Origin of the sequence: Siccibacter turicensis LMG 23730 (genome assembly GCF_000463155.2) — a bacterium.
Classification (GTDB): domain Bacteria; phylum Pseudomonadota; class Gammaproteobacteria; order Enterobacterales; family Enterobacteriaceae; genus Siccibacter; species Siccibacter turicensis.
Map to the genome: position 1 here is coordinate 702,438 of NZ_AWFZ01000028.1, position 14,416 is coordinate 716,853.

Consider the following 14,416-nt stretch of genomic DNA (forward strand, 5'->3'; position numbering starts at 1 on the left):
GCTCAACGCCTGCGGCGCGGCGGTTTTGATGCCGGAGGCTGGCTATCCCTCGGGCTTCTGTGCCGCTTGTTTCGTCAGGAGCGTCAGAGATGGTTCCACTCTCTGGTGCGTGGCACTCTGGTCTATGGACGTGCAGTGAGGTTCCGTTCACCGGGCGACCGCACGCTCATGTGACCCTCGATGCCCGTGAACGTGCAAAGGGGGCTCGCCGCCGCCCCCTTTGCTATCCCGGCTCCCGGCCAAAAAACCGGCCCTGCGGGCTACCCTTGCCTCCGGCGTCTCGCTCCGGTCGGTCGCGATACCCCATCCCGGGGCTCGCGCCCTCTGGCGGTTCCCGACCGCCAGCCCGGACTCAACGCCTGCGCCGCGGCGGTTTTGATGCCGGAATGCGCCACACCTCGACGGCTGTTTTTTGGTGATAGCGGCCTCAGGCGGTTCCCGACGCCCAGCCCAGACTCAACGCCTGGGCGTGGCGGTTTTGATGCCGGAGGCTGGCTATCCCTCAGGCTTCTGCGTGATCTTTTTACACGCACCGTTTACTGACTGTATCCGTTTGCAGGCCAGCGTAGCGTGCTGTCTCTGTATTGCACTCTGCTTGCTGGCTGAACAGCGGACGTGACGGGCAATAGCACAGGGCTCGGGAGGGCTGGCATGTTACGGGAGTGCGGTGAGAAAGGGTCTGGCTGGGAGGAGCAACGGGGGAAAGCAGGCACTGCGCAGAGGGAAAAAGAGTGCGGGGTAGACTGGCTACCCCGCACGTCGCTGCGCGATCAGGGAGAATTACTCTCCGGCGGAAGCTTTACGCGGCGGACGACGACGACGGGCGCCGTCACCGGATGGGCGCGATGCGCCCTCTCCCAGCCAACGGCCCTGCTTCACTGCATCACCACCCTGACGGCGCGGTTTATCGCCGGCAGGTTTGGCTGCCTCGCCGCTGGCGCGACGCGGTTTATCACCGGTGGTTTTTGCGCCTTCGCTGCTGCCACGACGCGGCTGGCCCTGACTGCGTCCGCCGCCCTGACCACGACCACCGCCGCCACGCTGCTGCTGGCGACCGTTGACGATCGGCTCGGCTTTAATGCTCGGATCCGGCTCGTAGCCCGGCAGGGCGATGCGCGGAATTTCACGCTTCAGCAGGCGTTCGATATCACGCAGCAGTTTGTGCTCGTCCACGCACACCAGCGACAGCGCTTCACCCGTCGCGGCCGCACGTCCGGTACGACCGATACGGTGCACGTAATCTTCCGGCACGTTTGGCAGCTCGTAGTTCACCACGTGCGGCAGCTCTTCGATGTCGATGCCGCGCGCCGCGATGTCGGTGGCAACCAGCACGCGAACGTCACCGGTTTTAAAGTCTGCCAGCGCACGGGTACGCGCACCCTGACTCTTGTTACCGTGGATCGCCGCCGAACGGATACCGTCTTTGTTCAGCTGTTCGGCAAGGTGGTTTGCGCCGTGCTTGGTACGGGTAAACACCAGCACCTGCTGCCAGTTCCCCTCGCCAATCATCTGGGAGAGCAGTTCCCGCTTGCGCTTCTTGTCCACGAAGTGCACGTGCTGGGTCACCTGCTCGGAAGCGGTGTTGCGGCGTGCCACTTCCACTTCCAGCGGGTTGTGCAGCAGTTTTTCGGCCAGGCCCTTGATGTCGTCCGAGAAGGTCGCGGAGAACAGCAGGTTCTGACGACGCGCCGGGAGCTTCGAGAGCACGCGACGGATATCGTGAATGAAGCCCATGTCGAGCATGCGGTCGGCTTCATCGAGCACCAGGATTTCGACGCTGTCGAGCTTCAGCGCGTTCTGGTGTTCCAGATCGAGCAGACGGCCCGGTGTCGCCACCAGCACGTCAACGCCACCGCGCAGCTTCATCATCTGCGGGTTGATGCTCACCCCGCCGAACACCACCAGCGAGCGGATATCGAGGTATTTACTGTAGTCGCTGACGTTCTCGCCAATCTGCGCTGCCAGCTCGCGGGTTGGGGTGAGGATCAGCGCGCGCACCGGGCGGCGCCCTTTGGCGTGCGGCGTCTGCTGAGTCAGCAGCTGAAGCAGCGGCAGGGTGAAGCCTGCGGTTTTACCGGTGCCGGTCTGGGCACTGGCCATCACATCACGGCCGGCCAGCACTGCTGGAATAGCCTGTTGTTGGATAGGGGTCGGTTGGGTGTAACCCTGCTCAGCGATCGCTTTCAGGATTTCGGGGGCAAGACCAAGTGAATCAAAGGACATAACAACTCCGGACCTGCCCCTGACCGCGTGCGGTGTAGTTTTCTGGGGTAGGCATTAGGCCGAGGCCTGATAGCGAGACAAAAACCACAATGTCATGAAGGGGCGGAGTGTAACAGTTTTTGTGATGAACCGCATAAATTCTCGCGTATTACCCCGCGGGGTGAACGTCCTTATCGCAAATCACCGTGTAAAAAATGCACGACGTCTACTGGACAAGGTCAAAAAACAGTCATATTTTTAATCAATCGATTGATTAACTTTTTTATCGGCCTATGAACGCAACGACCTCCCCTACCACCGCACGCGGCGAACAGGCCCGCAATCAGCTGATCGCCGCCGCCATTGCGCAGTTTGGCGAGTATGGCCTGAACGCCACCACCCGCGATATCGCCGCCGAGGCCGGGCAGAATATTGCGGCCATCACCTACTACTTCGGTTCGAAGGACGACCTCTACATGGCCTGCGCACGCTGGATCGCCGATTTCATCAGCGGCCAGTTTCAGCCCCATGCCGAGGCCGCCGAAGCGCTGTTTCGCCAGCCCACCATCCAGCGAGAGGCGATGCGCGCGCTGATTTTCGAGGCCTGCGAAAATATCGTTCATCTGCTTACCCAGGACGAGACGCTGAGCCTGAGCAAGTTTATCTCCCGCGAGCAGCTCTCCCCCACAGCCGCCTATCACCACATTCATCAGCAGGTGATCGCGCCGCTGCACAGCCATCTCACCCGCCTGATTGCGGCATACACCGGGCGCGACGCGGAGGACACCGAAACGATTTTGCACGCCCACGCGCTGCTCGGCGAAGTGCTCGCCTTTCGCCTCGGGCGCGAAACCATCCTGCTTCGTGCCGGATGGAGCGGGTTTGACGCGCAGAAAAGCGCGCAGATCTATGGCGTGGTGAAGTGTCACATCACCCTCATTCTGGAAGGACTATCCCGTAAGGAGTCGCAGGCATGAAAAAGCCGCTGTTAATCGTCGGAGCGCTGGTGGTGATTGCCGCCATCGTGGGAGGCTGGATGTGGTATCAGCACAGCAGACCCCAGACGCTCACCCTCTACGGCAACGTGGATATTCGCACCGTCAACCTCAGCTTCCGCGTCGGCGGACGGCTGGCGTCCCTCTCGGTGGACGAAGGCGATGCGGTCAGGAAGGGGCAGACGCTGGGCACTCTCGACCGCGCGCCCTATGAAAACGCCCTGATGCAGGCGAAGGCCAACCTCGCCACCGCCGAAGCGAAACTCGATTTAGCCAAAGCGGGCTATCGCGAGGAGGAGATCGCCCAGGCTCAGGCGGCGGTCAGCCAGGCCGAGGCGGCATATCAGTACGCCCAGAACTTCTGGCAGCGCCAGCAGGGGCTGTGGAAAAGCCGCACCATCTCCGCCAATGACCTGGAAAATGCCCGTTCGTCACGGGATCAGGCGCTGGCCAGTCTGAAATCCGCCCGGGATAAGCTGAGCCAGTTTAAGACCGGGAACCGTCCGCAGGAGATTGCCCAGGCGCAGGCGGGGGTCGATCAGGCCAAAGCGCAGGTGGCGCAGGCTGAACTGGATCTGCATGACACCACGCTGGTGGCGCCCTCCCCCGGCACGCTGCTGACCCGCGCCGTGGAGCCGGGCAGCATGCTTAACGCTGGCAGCACGGCGCTGACCCTCTCGCTTACTCGCCCGGTATGGGTGCGCGCGTACGTGGATGAGCGCAACCTGCACCGCGCCACGCCGGGACAGCAGGTACAGGTCTGGACCGACGGACGTCCGGACAAGCCCTACACCGGGAAGATTGGTTTTGTCTCACCCACCGCCGAGTTCACGCCAAAAACCGTGGAAACGCCGGATCTGCGTACCGACCTGGTGTACCGGCTGCGCATCATCGTGACCGACGCCGACGACGGCCTGCGTCAGGGGATGCCGGTGACCGTGACCTTTGACGAGTCGCGCCATGAGCAGTGACGGCATTATCCATCTGCACGGGCTGGCAAAACGCTTCCCTGGCATGGACAAACCCGCGGTCGCAACGCTGGATGCGGAGATCCGCGCCGGCGGCGTCACCGGGCTGGTTGGCCCGGACGGGGCCGGTAAAACCACGCTGATACGCATGCTGGCCGGGCTGCTGCGCCCTGACGAGGGCAGCGCCAGGGTGATTGGTCTCGATCCCATCGCCGACGACACCGCCCTGCACGCGGTGCTCGGCTATATGCCGCAGAAGTTTGGCCTGTATGAGGATCTCACCGTTATGGAGAACCTCACGCTGTTTGCCGATCTGCGCAGCGTCACCGGCGAGGCGCGGGCCGCCACCTTCGAGCGGCTGCTGGCGTTTACCGCCCTCGGGCCGTTTACCGACCGGCTGGCGGGCAAGCTCTCCGGCGGGATGAAGCAGAAGCTGGGGCTGGCCTGTACTCTGGTCGGCACCCCGAAAGTGCTGCTGCTCGACGAGCCGGGGGTGGGGGTCGATCCCATCTCGCGGCGCGAACTGTGGCAGATGGTCCACGAGCTGGCCGGGGACGGCATGCTGATCCTGTGGAGCACCTCCTATCTTGATGAAGCCGAGCAGTGCCGCACGGTGCTGCTGATGAACGAGGGCGAGCTGCTGTTCCAGGGGCCGCCCACCGAGCTGACGCAACAGATGGCCGGACGCAGCTTTCTTGCCGCCAGCCCGACCATCGGCAACCGCGCCCTGCTGCAACGGGCGCTGAAGCTGCCCGCGGTGAGCGATGCCACCATTCAGGGGCGTTCGGTGCGCCTGATCCTCGCCAAAGCGGCCGCGCCGCAGCAGCTCACCGCAACGGCGGGGCTGGAGGACGTGACGCTGCGCGAGACCGCCCCGCGCTTCGAAGATGCGTTTATCGATCTGCTGGGCGGCGCTGGGACCGCTGAATCCCCCCTGGGCGACATCCTGCACACCGTGGAGGGCAAGGCCGACGAAACGGTGATTGAGGCCCGCCAGCTGACGAAAAAATTTGGCGATTTCGCGGCAACCGACCAGGTGAACTTCGCCGTGACGCGCGGCGAAATCTTCGGGCTGCTTGGCCCGAACGGTGCCGGGAAGTCCACCACTTTTAAAATGATGTGCGGTCTGCTGACGCCCACCGAGGGCAAAGCCCTGGTGCTGGATCTGGATCTTAAAACCAGCTCCGGGAAAGCGCGCCAGCATCTGGGCTATATGGCGCAGAAGTTCTCGCTCTACGGCAACCTGACGGTGGCGCAAAATCTGCGTTTCTTCTCCGGGGTCTACGGCCTGCGCGGCAAGGCCCAGAGCGAAAAGATCGCCAGCATGAGCGAGGCCTTTGGCCTGCGCGCTATCGCCGGGCAGCCAACCGACTCCCTGCCCCTCGGCTATAAGCAGCGGCTGGCGCTGGCCTGCGCTCTGATGCACGAACCGGATATCCTGTTTCTGGATGAACCCACGTCCGGGGTCGACCCGCTCACCCGCCGCGAGTTCTGGCTGCACATCAACAGCATGGTGGAGAAAGGCGTGACCGTGATGGTCACCACGCATTTTATGGATGAGGCGGAGTACTGCGACCGCATCGGACTGGTGTATCACGGCAAGCTGATTGCCAGCGGTACGCCGGACGATCTCAAAGCCCAGGCGGCGCAGGGGGACGACGACGACCCGACCATGGAGCAGGCGTTTATCACCCTCATCCATCAATGGGATAAGGAGCACGCGACATGAGCGCATTTTCCTGGCGGCGCGTCCGCGCCCTGTGCGTAAAAGAGACGCGCCAGATCGTGCGCGACCCCAGCAGCTGGCTGATTGCGGTGGTGATCCCGCTGCTGCTGCTGTTTATCTTCGGCTACGGTATCAACCTCGACTCCAGCCGTCTCAAGGTAGGGGTGCTGCTGGAGCAGCAGAGCGACGAGGCGCTGGACTTCACCCATGCCATTACCGGCTCGCCGTTTATCGACGCCACGGTCAGCGACAATCGCGGGGCGCTGGTGGAGATGATGCAGGCCGGGAAAATCCGCGGGCTGGTGGTGATCCCGGTGGATTTCGCCAGCAACATGGCGCGTCCCGGCGCCACCGCGCCGGTGCAGGTGATTACCGACGGCAGCGAACCCAATACCGCTAACTTTGTGCAGGGCTATATGGAGGGCATCTGGCAGATCTGGCAGATGCAGCGCGCGGAGGATCGCGGTGAGGTGTTCGAACCCCTGATTGACGTGCAGACCCGCTACTGGTTTAACCCGGCGGCCATCAGCCAGCACTTTATTATTCCCGGCGCGGTGACCATCATTATGACGGTGATTGGCGCCATCCTTACTTCGCTGGTGGTGGCCCGCGAGTGGGAACGCGGCACCATGGAGGCGCTGCTCTCCACCGAAGTGACCCGCGCCGAGCTGCTGCTGTGTAAGCTTATCCCCTACTACTTCCTCGGCATGCTGGCGATGCTGCTCTGTATGCTGGTCTCGGTGTTTATTCTCGGGGTGCCGTTCCGCGGCTCGCTGCTGCTGCTATTCATTATCACCAGCCTGTTTTTGCTCAGCACCCTCGGGATGGGGCTGCTGATTTCGACCCTGACCCGCAACCAGTTTAACGCCGCCCAGGTGGCGCTCAACGCCGCCTTTTTGCCGTCGATTATGCTGTCCGGGTTTATTTTTCAGATCGACAGCATGCCGGCGGCGATCCGCGCCGTCACCTATATCATTCCGGCGCGCTATTTCGTCAGCACGCTGCAAAGCCTGTTTCTGGCCGGCAACATCCCGGTGGTGCTGGCGGTGAACGTACTGTTTCTCATCGCCTCGGCGGTGCTGTTTATCGGCCTGACGTGGTGGAAAACCAAACGGCGTCTGGATTAAGGAGTTTCCCATGTTCTATCGCCTGTGGACGCTTATTCGCAAAGAGTTGCAGTCCCTGCTGCGCGAGCCGCAGACCCGCGCCATTCTGATCCTGCCGGTGGTGATTCAGGTGGTGCTGTTTCCGTTCGCGGCAACGCTGGAAGTGACCAATGCCACCATCGCGGTTTACAGCGAAGACAGCGGCAAGCACGCCGTGGAGCTGACCCAGCGCTTCAGCCGGGCCAAGGCTTTTACGCACGTGCTGCACGTCGACAGCCCGCAGCAGATCCGCCCGACCATCGATACGCAGAAAGCGCTGCTGCTGGTGCGTTTCCCGGCGGATTTCTCGCGCCGCCTCGATACCCGCGAACCGGCGCAGATGCAGCTGATCCTCGACGGGCGTAACTCCAACAGCGCCCAGATAGCGGCCAACTACGTGCAGCAGATCGTGAAAAACTACCAGCAGGAGCTGACCGCCGGCCTGCCGAAACCCAACAACAGCGAGCTGGTGGCGCGTAACTGGTATAACCCGAACCTCGACTACAAATGGTTTGTGGTGCCGTCGCTTATCGCCATGATCACCACCATCGGCGTGATGATTGTTACCTCGCTGTCGGTGGCGCGCGAGCGTGAACAGGGCACCCTCGACCAGCTGCTGGTCTCTCCGCTGGCCACCTGGCAAATCTTTATCGGCAAAGCGATACCGGCGCTGATTGTCGCCACCTTTCAGGCGTCGATTGTGCTGGGGGTCGGGATCTGGGGGTATGACATCCCCTTCTCCGGCTCGCTGGCGCTGTTCTTCTTCACCATGGTGATTTACGGCCTGTCGCTGGTGGGGTTTGGGCTGCTGATCTCCGCGCTGTGCGCGACCCAGCAGCAGGCTTTTATCGGGGTGTTTGTGTTTATGATGCCCGCGATACTGCTTTCGGGCTATGTGTCACCGGTGGAGAACATGCCGGTGTGGCTGCAAAACCTGACGTGGGTTAACCCGATTCGCCATTTCACCGACATTACCAAGCAAATCTACCTGAAGGATGCGAGTCTGGGGATTATCTGGGGAAGCGTGTGGCCGCTGCTGGTGATTGCGGCCACAACCGGATCAGCGGCGTATATGATGTTTAGACGCAAAATGTCCTGAGTGGCGGCGACGCTCTTTTACCAGCAGCGAGACCAGGGCCGGGCCGGCAAGGATGGCGAGACCGGCCAGGGCCAGCAGCAGGTTGTTGTGCAGCACGCGTGACAGCAGCCACAGCGCAATCATCGCCGCACCGAAATACCAGGTGGTGGTCAGTTCTTCCAGCACGTCGGCGAAGGCGCGCCAGCGGCTTTCGGGGTGACGCTGAAACGCCAGCATCAGGATAACCGTCACGCCGTACAGTACGCACAGGCCCAGACCGACACGAACCAGCGCGCCGCTCATCCAGCCGGCAATCAGCATCCCCACCACCAGCAAATGCAACATAATCTGCCAGCAACTCAGACCGGTTGCGACACGAACACGTTGTTGCCACTTCATGGCTTCTCTCCTGTGGGATCTTCTACTATCAAATCAGAGTACCGCACTTTACGGAAAATTCCGTAAGCCCGCACCTTTTTGTGACAGAGACTACACTTTATTTTCATGAGGATACCTCGTTGTCACTCGTGATTCGGCAGGCCGCACGCCACGGGCTTTCCCTCTTTTTTCAAGGGGTAAACCTCGCCGCGATCACGGGTTCAACGCAGAGAAAAACAAGATGCGCCGGGAGGCACATGGCTGACATGACAACACGTTTGACGATTAAATTGCTCACGATTAACACACACAAAGGATTTGCCGCCTTCAATCGGCGCTTTATTTTGCCTGAGCTGCGTGACGCCGTGCGCTCCGTGTCGGCGGACATTGTCTGCCTTCAGGAAGTCCTCGGCGCGCACGAGGTGCATCCGCTTCACATCGAGAACTGGCCCGACACCACCCACTACGAGTTTCTGGCCGACACCATGTGGAGCGACTTTGCTTACGGGCGTAACGCCGTCTACCCTGAAGGCCACCACGGTAACGCCGTGCTGTCGCGCTTCCCTATCGAACATTTCGAGAACCGCGACGTGTCGGTAGAGGGCCATGAGAAGCGCGGGATGCTGCACTGTCAGCTCAGCGTGCCGAACAGCGATAAACGATTACATGTCATTTGTGTTCATCTGGGGCTACGGGAAGGACACCGTCAGGCGCAGCTGGAAATGCTGTGCGAGCTGGTAAACGGCCTGCCGAACGGCGAGGCCGTGCTGGTGGCGGGCGATTTCAACGACTGGCGTCAGCAGGCGAACCGCCAGCTGAAAGAGAAAGCCGGGCTGGATGAGGTGTTTACCCAGGCCAATGGCCGTCCGGCACGCACCTTTCCGGTGGCGTTCCCGATCCTGCGCCTCGATCGTATCTACGTGAAAAACGCGCATGCTACCAGCCCGCAGATGCTGCCGCTGCGTGAGTGGCGCCACCTTTCCGATCATGCCCCGTTGGCTGTGGAGATCCATCTATGAAACCCGCATGGCGTGATGGCAACCGTATTGAGCTGTTGGAAAACGGCGACGAATTCTTCCCGGCCGTGTTTGAGGCCATAGGCGAAGCGAAAGACAAAGTGATCCTTGAAACCTTTATCTGGTTCGAGGATGACGTCGGCAAGGCGCTGCACCGGGCTATCCTCGATGCGGCGCAGCGCGGCGTCAGCGTGGAGGTGCTGCTGGACGGCTACGGCTCGCCGGATCTCAGCGATGAGTTTGTCACCCAGCTCACCGCGGCCGGGGTCAAGTTTCGCTACTACGATCCGCGCCCGCCGCTGCTGGGGATGCGCACCAACGTGTTCCGCCGTATGCACCGCAAAATCGTGGTGATTGACGGCGAGCTGGCGTTTGTCGGCGGCATTAACTACTCCGCCGAGCACATGAGCGACTACGGCCCGGAGGCCAAGCAGGATTACGCAGTCAGAGTGCAGGGGCCGGTAGTGCAGGATATTTACGCCTTTGTGCTCAGTAATCTGCCGGGCCACGAGGAGGCGCGCCGCTGGTGGAGCCGCCGCCGTCACCAGGCCCAGGATAACAGCACGCCCGGCGAAGCCCAGGCGCTGTTCGTGTGGCGTGACAATGGCGAACACCGGGACGATATCGAACGCTATTACCTGAAGATGCTGGCCAACGCGAAGCAGGAAGTGATCATCGCCAACGCCTACTTCTTCCCCGGCTACCGACTGCTGCACGCGATGCGCAACGCCGCGCGCCGCGGGGTACGGGTCAAACTGGTGGTGCAGGGCGAGCCGGACATGCCGATTGTGAAAGTGGGCGCGCGCCTGCTCTACAACTACCTGGTGAAAGGCGGCGTGGAGGTCTATGAATACCTGCGTCGTCCGCTGCACGGTAAAGTGGCGCTGATGGACGATCACTGGGCCACCGTCGGCTCCAGCAACCTCGACCCGCTGAGCCTGTCGCTCAACCTGGAAGCCAACCTGATTATTCACGACAGGGCCTTCAACCAGACGCTGCGTGACAACCTCACCCGCCTCATTGAGGAAGACTGCCAGCAGGTGGATGAAACCCTGATGCCGAAACGCACCTGGTGGAACCTCGGCAAAAGCGTCATCGTGTTCCACTTTTTACGTCACTTCCCGGCTCTGGTGGGCTGGTTACCTGCACACACCCCGCGTCTCTCGCTGGTAGAGCCGCCCGTGCAGCCCGAAATGGAGACCCAGGACCGGGTCGAAACCGATAATCCGGGAGCGAAATTCTGATGGCAAAATCCCATAAGTGGCGCACCGCAAAGAAGATCCTCACCTGGGTGTTCTTTATCGCCGTGGTGGTACTGCTGGTGCTGTATGCCCAGAAGGTGGACTGGGAAGAGGTTTGGAAGGTTATTCGCGACTACAACCGCACCGCGCTGCTCAGCGCCGTGGGGCTGGTGCTCGTCAGCTATCTGCTTTACGGCTGTTACGACCTGCTGGGCCGCGCCTACTGCGGCCATAAGCTGGCAAAGCGCCAGGTGATGCTGGTGTCGTTCGTCTGCTACGCCTTTAACCTGACGCTCAGTACCTGGGTGGGCGGGATTGGCATGCGCTATCGCCTTTACTCGCGCCTCGGGCTGCCCAGCTCGACCATCACCCGCATCTTCTCGCTGAGTATCTCAACCAACTGGCTGGGCTACATTCTGCTGGGCGGGGTGATCTTTACCTTCGGGGTGGTGAAGCTGCCAGAGCACTGGTATATCGATGGCGATACGCTACGCATCGTCGGGATCGTGCTGCTGGCGATTATCGCCGTCTACCTCTGGTTCTGCGCCTTTGCCAAACGCCGCCACGCCACCATCAAAGGGCAAAAGCTGGTGTTGCCCTCGTTTAAATTTGCGGTGGTGCAGCTGGTTATCTCCAGCGCCAACTGGATGGCGATGGGGGCGATCATCTGGCTGTTGATGGGCCAGCAGGTGAACTACTTCTTTGTGCTGGGCGTACTGCTGGTGAGCAGTATTGCCGGAGTCATCGTGCATATTCCGGCGGGGATCGGCGTACTGGAAGCGGTGTTTATCGCGCTGCTGGCCGGGGAGCATACCAGCCAGGGGATGATTATCGCCTCCCTGCTGGCCTATCGCGTGCTCTACTACTTCCTGCCGCTGCTGCTGGCCATCTTCTGCTATCTGGCGCTGGAGAGCCGGGCCAAAAAGCTGCGGGCGAAGAACGAGAAGGAACTGGCGAAAACCTGATGCGCGTGCCGGGTACGACGCTGTAAGGTCGTCGTACCTGGTTATTCAGAGGTGAATGAGCCAAACCCTTAACGGGAAAAGCGCAACCCCTTATCAAACAAAAACGCCGCGTAGTTTACGCGGCGTTTGTCTGCTGTGTGGCGCTTAGCGGCGGTTGCCGAAAATGCGCAGCAGCATCAGGAACAGGTTGATGAAGTCGAGGTAAAGCGTCAGTGCGCCAACGATGGAGTAGCGACGCAGATTCTCGCGGTCGCTGGTATCAATCTGCTGGCCAATGCTTTTCAGCTTCTGGGTGTCGTATGCCGTCAGCCCGACAAACACGATCACCCCGATATAGGTCACCGCCCACATCAGCGCTTCGCTTTTCAGCCAGAAGTTAACCAGTGACGCCAGCACGATACCGATCAGCGCCATAAACAGAATGTTGCCGAAGCCGCTCAGGTCGCGTTTGGTGGTATAGCCGTAGAGGCTCATCGCACCGAACATGCCGCCCGTCACCACGAAGGTGCTGGCAATGGAGCTGTAGGTATAGACGAGGAAGATACTCGCCATCGTCAGGCCGGTGAGCGCCGAATAGAGCATAAACAGCGAGGTCGCCACGGCGCCGCTGAGCTTATGCACCATGCCAGAGATCACGAACACCAGCGCCAGCTGGGCGATGATCAGCCCAAAGAAGGTGATTTTGCTGGAGAAGACAAACTCCATCACCGTCGGGGTGTTGGCGGCGTACCAGGCAATAAACGCCGTCAGGAACAGCCCGGACGCCATCCACCCGTAGACCTGGGCCATATACGTTTGCAGGCCGGTGCGGCTCTGAACAATTGTGCCGTTGGATTGTGGAAATCGATCCATGATAGCTCCTTATGCGTTAAGTCGAACGATATGTCAGAAGGGCAACAATGCCCTGTCTGAACACGATACCTTAAACCGTGCCGGAGGCAGGACGCTGCGCCACGGCCGGTTCAGGCTAAGTATAGGGTTACCAGCGCTTTGCCGCCTGCTGGTCGCTGTCCCGGGCATCGACCCAGCGGTCGCCGTCGGGCGTGGCCTCACGCTTCCAGAACGGCGCGCGGGTTTTGAGATAGTCCATCATAAACTCGGCGGCTTCAAAGGCGGCGCTGCGGTGCGCCCCGGTGACGCCAACAAAAACGATCTCTTCCCCGCTTTTTAACTCGCCGACGCGATGGATAAGCGTCACGCGGGTCAGCGGCCAGCGGGCGCGGGCTTCGGCCACGATCTCCGCCAGCGCTTTTTCCGTCATGCCGGGATAGTGTTCGAGGGTCAGCGCCGTGACGTTATCGCCCAGATTGTGATTACGCACTTTGCCGGTAAAGGTGACGACCGCGCCATCTTCTTCACAGGCCGCCAGCCACGCGTACTCGTCGCCGACGCTGAACGGCGCGTGCCCCACCAGGATACGTGTCTGTTCCATCCGCTTAACCTCCGGTGACCGGCGGGAAGAACGCCACTTCGTCGCCCGCCTCTACCGGATGGTCAAGCGGAACCAGCGTCTGATTTACCGCCGCCAGCAGTTTGCCGCTGTCCAGCGCCAGCGCCCAGCGATCGTCGCGCCCCGCCAGATGGGCACGCAGCGCATCAACCGTCGGGAACGACTCGTCAATCTGCAGGCTGTCGCAGCCGGTCAGCTCGCGCACCTGCGCAAAAAACAGCACCTTAATCATCGGCATTCACCCTGAAGTCACCGGACTTGCCGCCGGACTTCGCCAACAGGCGCACCGGGCCGATGACCATATCTTTTTGTACCGCTTTGCACATGTCATAGATGGTGAGCGCGGCAACCGACGCGGCGGTCAGCGCTTCCATCTCAACCCCGGTTTTCCCGCTCAGGCGGCACAGCGACTCAATGCGCACCCGGTTATGCCCGGGCTCGGCCTGCAGCTGCACTTCCACCTTGCTGAGCAGCAGCGGATGGCAGAGCGGAATCAGATCCCAGGTCCGCTTGGCGGCCTGGATCCCGGCGATGCGCGCGGTGGCGAACACATCGCCCTTATGATGGCTGCCGTCGAGGATCATACTCAGGGTCTGGGGCGCCATCGTAACAAAGGCTTCGGCGCGCGCTTCGCGGACGGTTTCCGCTTTGGCGGAGACATCCACCATATGCGCTTCACCCGCCTCGTTAAGATGCGTAAGTTGTGACATGGCTTATCTCTTCAGATGAGGATGGAAATTACATGGCCGGGTGCGGGCATCCAGCTGGGGCGCAATGATATTTTCCCAGGCGGTGGTGCAGGCTTTGGTCGAGCCCGGCATCGCGAAAATCAGTGTGCGGTTAGCTACCCCGGCAATGGCGCGGGATTGCAGGGTCGAGGTGCCGATCTCTTCATAGGAGAGCATGCGAAACACCTCGCCAAACCCTTCCACTTCACGATCGAACAGCGGCAGCAGCGCTTCCGGTGCCTGATCCCCGTCGGTGAACCCGGTGCCGCCGTTTACCAGCACCACCTGCACCTCATCGTGGGCAATCCAGGCTGAAACCTGGGCGCGGATCGCGTAGCGGTTCTCTTTCACGATGGCGCGATCCACCACCAGGTGGCCCGCGTCGGTGGCGGCGTCGCGCAGGTAGTGACCGGAGGTGTCGTCCTCGTCCGTGCGGCGGCTGGAAATCGTCAGAATGGCAATGGAAAGCGGAATAAATTCAGCGCTGGCCTGGCTCATGATCTCTCCTTATGGCGGGGGTACCC

15 protein-coding genes are annotated in these 14,416 nt (G+C 61.2%); 8 read left to right on the top strand and 7 right to left on the bottom strand.

Translation table 11 applies throughout. From position 1 onward, the window contains the following. Positions 1-780: 780 nt before the first annotated feature. Positions 781-2,223 (bottom strand): ATP-dependent RNA helicase RhlE, encoded by a 1,443-nt coding sequence (rhlE, locus tag DW58_RS07630; RefSeq protein WP_029592665.1) that lies wholly within the window; start codon positions 2,221-2,223, stop codon positions 781-783. Positions 2,224-2,495: 272 nt separating this feature from the next. Here rhlE and cecR point away from each other — a divergent pair, with 272 nt between their 5' ends. The 5 genes from cecR to DW58_RS07655 are packed head-to-tail and all read left to right on the top strand — an operon-like array spanning position 2,496 to position 8,135. Continuing rightward, complete coding sequence (gene cecR / locus DW58_RS07635; protein WP_024548273.1) at positions 2,496-3,179, top strand: transcriptional regulator CecR; 684 nt, start codon at positions 2,496-2,498, stop codon at positions 3,177-3,179. After that, complete coding sequence (gene hlyD, locus DW58_RS07640; protein WP_024548272.1) at positions 3,176-4,168, top strand: secretion protein HlyD; 993 nt, start codon at positions 3,176-3,178, stop codon at positions 4,166-4,168. The genes cecR and hlyD overlap by 4 nt, the downstream gene beginning before the upstream one ends. Next, complete coding sequence (locus tag DW58_RS07645; protein WP_024548271.1) at positions 4,158-5,894, top strand: ATP-binding cassette domain-containing protein; 1,737 nt, start codon at positions 4,158-4,160, stop codon at positions 5,892-5,894. The genes hlyD and DW58_RS07645 overlap by 11 nt, the downstream gene beginning before the upstream one ends. Continuing rightward, positions 5,891-7,018 (top strand): ABC transporter permease, encoded by a 1,128-nt coding sequence (locus tag DW58_RS07650; protein ID WP_024548270.1) that lies wholly within the window; start codon positions 5,891-5,893, stop codon positions 7,016-7,018. The genes DW58_RS07645 and DW58_RS07650 overlap by 4 nt, the downstream gene beginning before the upstream one ends. Before the next feature lie 10 nt (positions 7,019-7,028). Beyond that, positions 7,029-8,135, top strand: coding sequence for an ABC transporter permease (locus DW58_RS07655; protein ID WP_024548269.1), 1,107 nt, complete (start codon positions 7,029-7,031; stop codon positions 8,133-8,135). Here DW58_RS07655 and DW58_RS07660 read toward each other — a convergent pair. Further along, positions 8,097-8,513, bottom strand: coding sequence for a YbhQ family protein (locus tag DW58_RS07660; RefSeq protein ID WP_024548268.1), 417 nt, complete (start codon positions 8,511-8,513; stop codon positions 8,097-8,099). The two genes, DW58_RS07655 and DW58_RS07660, sit on opposite strands and share 39 nt — an antisense overlap. Before the next feature lie 236 nt (positions 8,514-8,749). On the opposite strand from DW58_RS07660, the gene DW58_RS07665 reads away from it, so the two are divergent. The 3 genes from DW58_RS07665 to DW58_RS07675 are packed head-to-tail and all read left to right on the top strand — an operon-like array spanning position 8,750 to position 11,714. After that, positions 8,750-9,511 carry an endonuclease/exonuclease/phosphatase family protein gene (locus DW58_RS07665; protein ID WP_024548267.1) on the top strand — a complete coding sequence of 254 codons (762 nt, stop codon included), beginning with the start codon at positions 8,750-8,752 and terminating at the stop codon, positions 9,509-9,511. After that, a complete protein-coding gene (gene clsB / locus DW58_RS07670) occupies positions 9,508-10,752 on the top strand; it encodes a cardiolipin synthase ClsB (RefSeq protein WP_024548266.1) in 1,245 nt (414 codons plus the stop codon). The genes DW58_RS07665 and clsB overlap by 4 nt, the downstream gene beginning before the upstream one ends. Further along, positions 10,752-11,714, top strand: coding sequence for a lysylphosphatidylglycerol synthase domain-containing protein (locus DW58_RS07675; RefSeq protein WP_024548265.1), 963 nt, complete (start codon positions 10,752-10,754; stop codon positions 11,712-11,714). Before clsB ends, DW58_RS07675 begins: the two co-directional genes overlap by 1 nt. Positions 11,715-11,858: 144 nt before the next feature. Here DW58_RS07675 and DW58_RS07680 read toward each other — a convergent pair whose 3' ends face one another. The 5 genes from DW58_RS07680 to moaB all read right to left on the bottom strand — a co-directional run bounded on the left by DW58_RS07680 (position 11,859) and on the right by moaB (position 14,390). Next, complete coding sequence (locus DW58_RS07680) at positions 11,859-12,566, bottom strand: Bax inhibitor-1/YccA family protein (protein ID WP_024548264.1); 708 nt, start codon at positions 12,564-12,566, stop codon at positions 11,859-11,861. Positions 12,567-12,693: 127 nt separating this feature from the next. Then, positions 12,694-13,146 (bottom strand): molybdopterin synthase catalytic subunit MoaE, encoded by a 453-nt coding sequence (gene moaE, locus DW58_RS07685; RefSeq protein ID WP_024548263.1) that lies wholly within the window; start codon positions 13,144-13,146, stop codon positions 12,694-12,696. A 4-nt stretch (positions 13,147-13,150) separates the two neighbouring features. Then, on the bottom strand, positions 13,151-13,396 hold the full coding sequence (gene moaD, locus DW58_RS07690) for a molybdopterin synthase sulfur carrier subunit (RefSeq protein WP_024548262.1): 246 nt from the start codon (positions 13,394-13,396) through the stop codon (positions 13,151-13,153). Next, positions 13,389-13,874 (bottom strand): cyclic pyranopterin monophosphate synthase MoaC, encoded by a 486-nt coding sequence (gene moaC / locus DW58_RS07695; RefSeq protein WP_024548261.1) that lies wholly within the window; start codon positions 13,872-13,874, stop codon positions 13,389-13,391. Before moaC ends, moaD begins: the two co-directional genes overlap by 8 nt. 3 nt (positions 13,875-13,877) lie before the next feature. Next, positions 13,878-14,390: a molybdenum cofactor biosynthesis protein B gene (moaB, locus tag DW58_RS07700; protein ID WP_024548260.1), complete on the bottom strand. Its 513-nt coding sequence runs from the start codon at positions 14,388-14,390 to the stop codon at positions 13,878-13,880. Between the last annotated feature and the right edge of the window lie 26 nt (positions 14,391-14,416).

Excerpts from the sequence above, each read along its gene's own strand:
- rhlE (WP_029592665.1), bottom strand. The coding sequence starts at position 2,223 with ATGTCCTTTGATTCACTTGGTCTTGCCCCCGAAATCCTGAAAGCGATC.
- cecR (WP_024548273.1), top strand. The coding sequence starts at position 2,496 with ATGAACGCAACGACCTCCCCTACCACCGCACGCGGCGAACAGGCCCGC.
- hlyD (WP_024548272.1), top strand. The coding sequence starts at position 3,176 with ATGAAAAAGCCGCTGTTAATCGTCGGAGCGCTGGTGGTGATTGCCGCC.
- DW58_RS07645 (WP_024548271.1), top strand. The coding sequence starts at position 4,158 with ATGAGCAGTGACGGCATTATCCATCTGCACGGGCTGGCAAAACGCTTC.
- DW58_RS07650 (WP_024548270.1), top strand. The coding sequence starts at position 5,891 with ATGAGCGCATTTTCCTGGCGGCGCGTCCGCGCCCTGTGCGTAAAAGAG.
- DW58_RS07655 (WP_024548269.1), top strand. The coding sequence starts at position 7,029 with ATGTTCTATCGCCTGTGGACGCTTATTCGCAAAGAGTTGCAGTCCCTG.
- DW58_RS07660 (WP_024548268.1), bottom strand. The coding sequence starts at position 8,513 with ATGAAGTGGCAACAACGTGTTCGTGTCGCAACCGGTCTGAGTTGCTGG.
- DW58_RS07665 (WP_024548267.1), top strand. The coding sequence starts at position 8,750 with ATGGCTGACATGACAACACGTTTGACGATTAAATTGCTCACGATTAAC.
- clsB (WP_024548266.1), top strand. The coding sequence starts at position 9,508 with ATGAAACCCGCATGGCGTGATGGCAACCGTATTGAGCTGTTGGAAAAC.
- DW58_RS07675 (WP_024548265.1), top strand. The coding sequence starts at position 10,752 with ATGGCAAAATCCCATAAGTGGCGCACCGCAAAGAAGATCCTCACCTGG.
- DW58_RS07680 (WP_024548264.1), bottom strand. The coding sequence starts at position 12,566 with ATGGATCGATTTCCACAATCCAACGGCACAATTGTTCAGAGCCGCACC.
- moaE (WP_024548263.1), bottom strand. The coding sequence starts at position 13,146 with ATGGAACAGACACGTATCCTGGTGGGGCACGCGCCGTTCAGCGTCGGC.
- moaD (WP_024548262.1), bottom strand. The coding sequence starts at position 13,396 with ATGATTAAGGTGCTGTTTTTTGCGCAGGTGCGCGAGCTGACCGGCTGC.
- moaC (WP_024548261.1), bottom strand. The coding sequence starts at position 13,874 with ATGTCACAACTTACGCATCTTAACGAGGCGGGTGAAGCGCATATGGTG.
- moaB (WP_024548260.1), bottom strand. The coding sequence starts at position 14,390 with ATGAGCCAGGCCAGCGCTGAATTTATTCCGCTTTCCATTGCCATTCTG.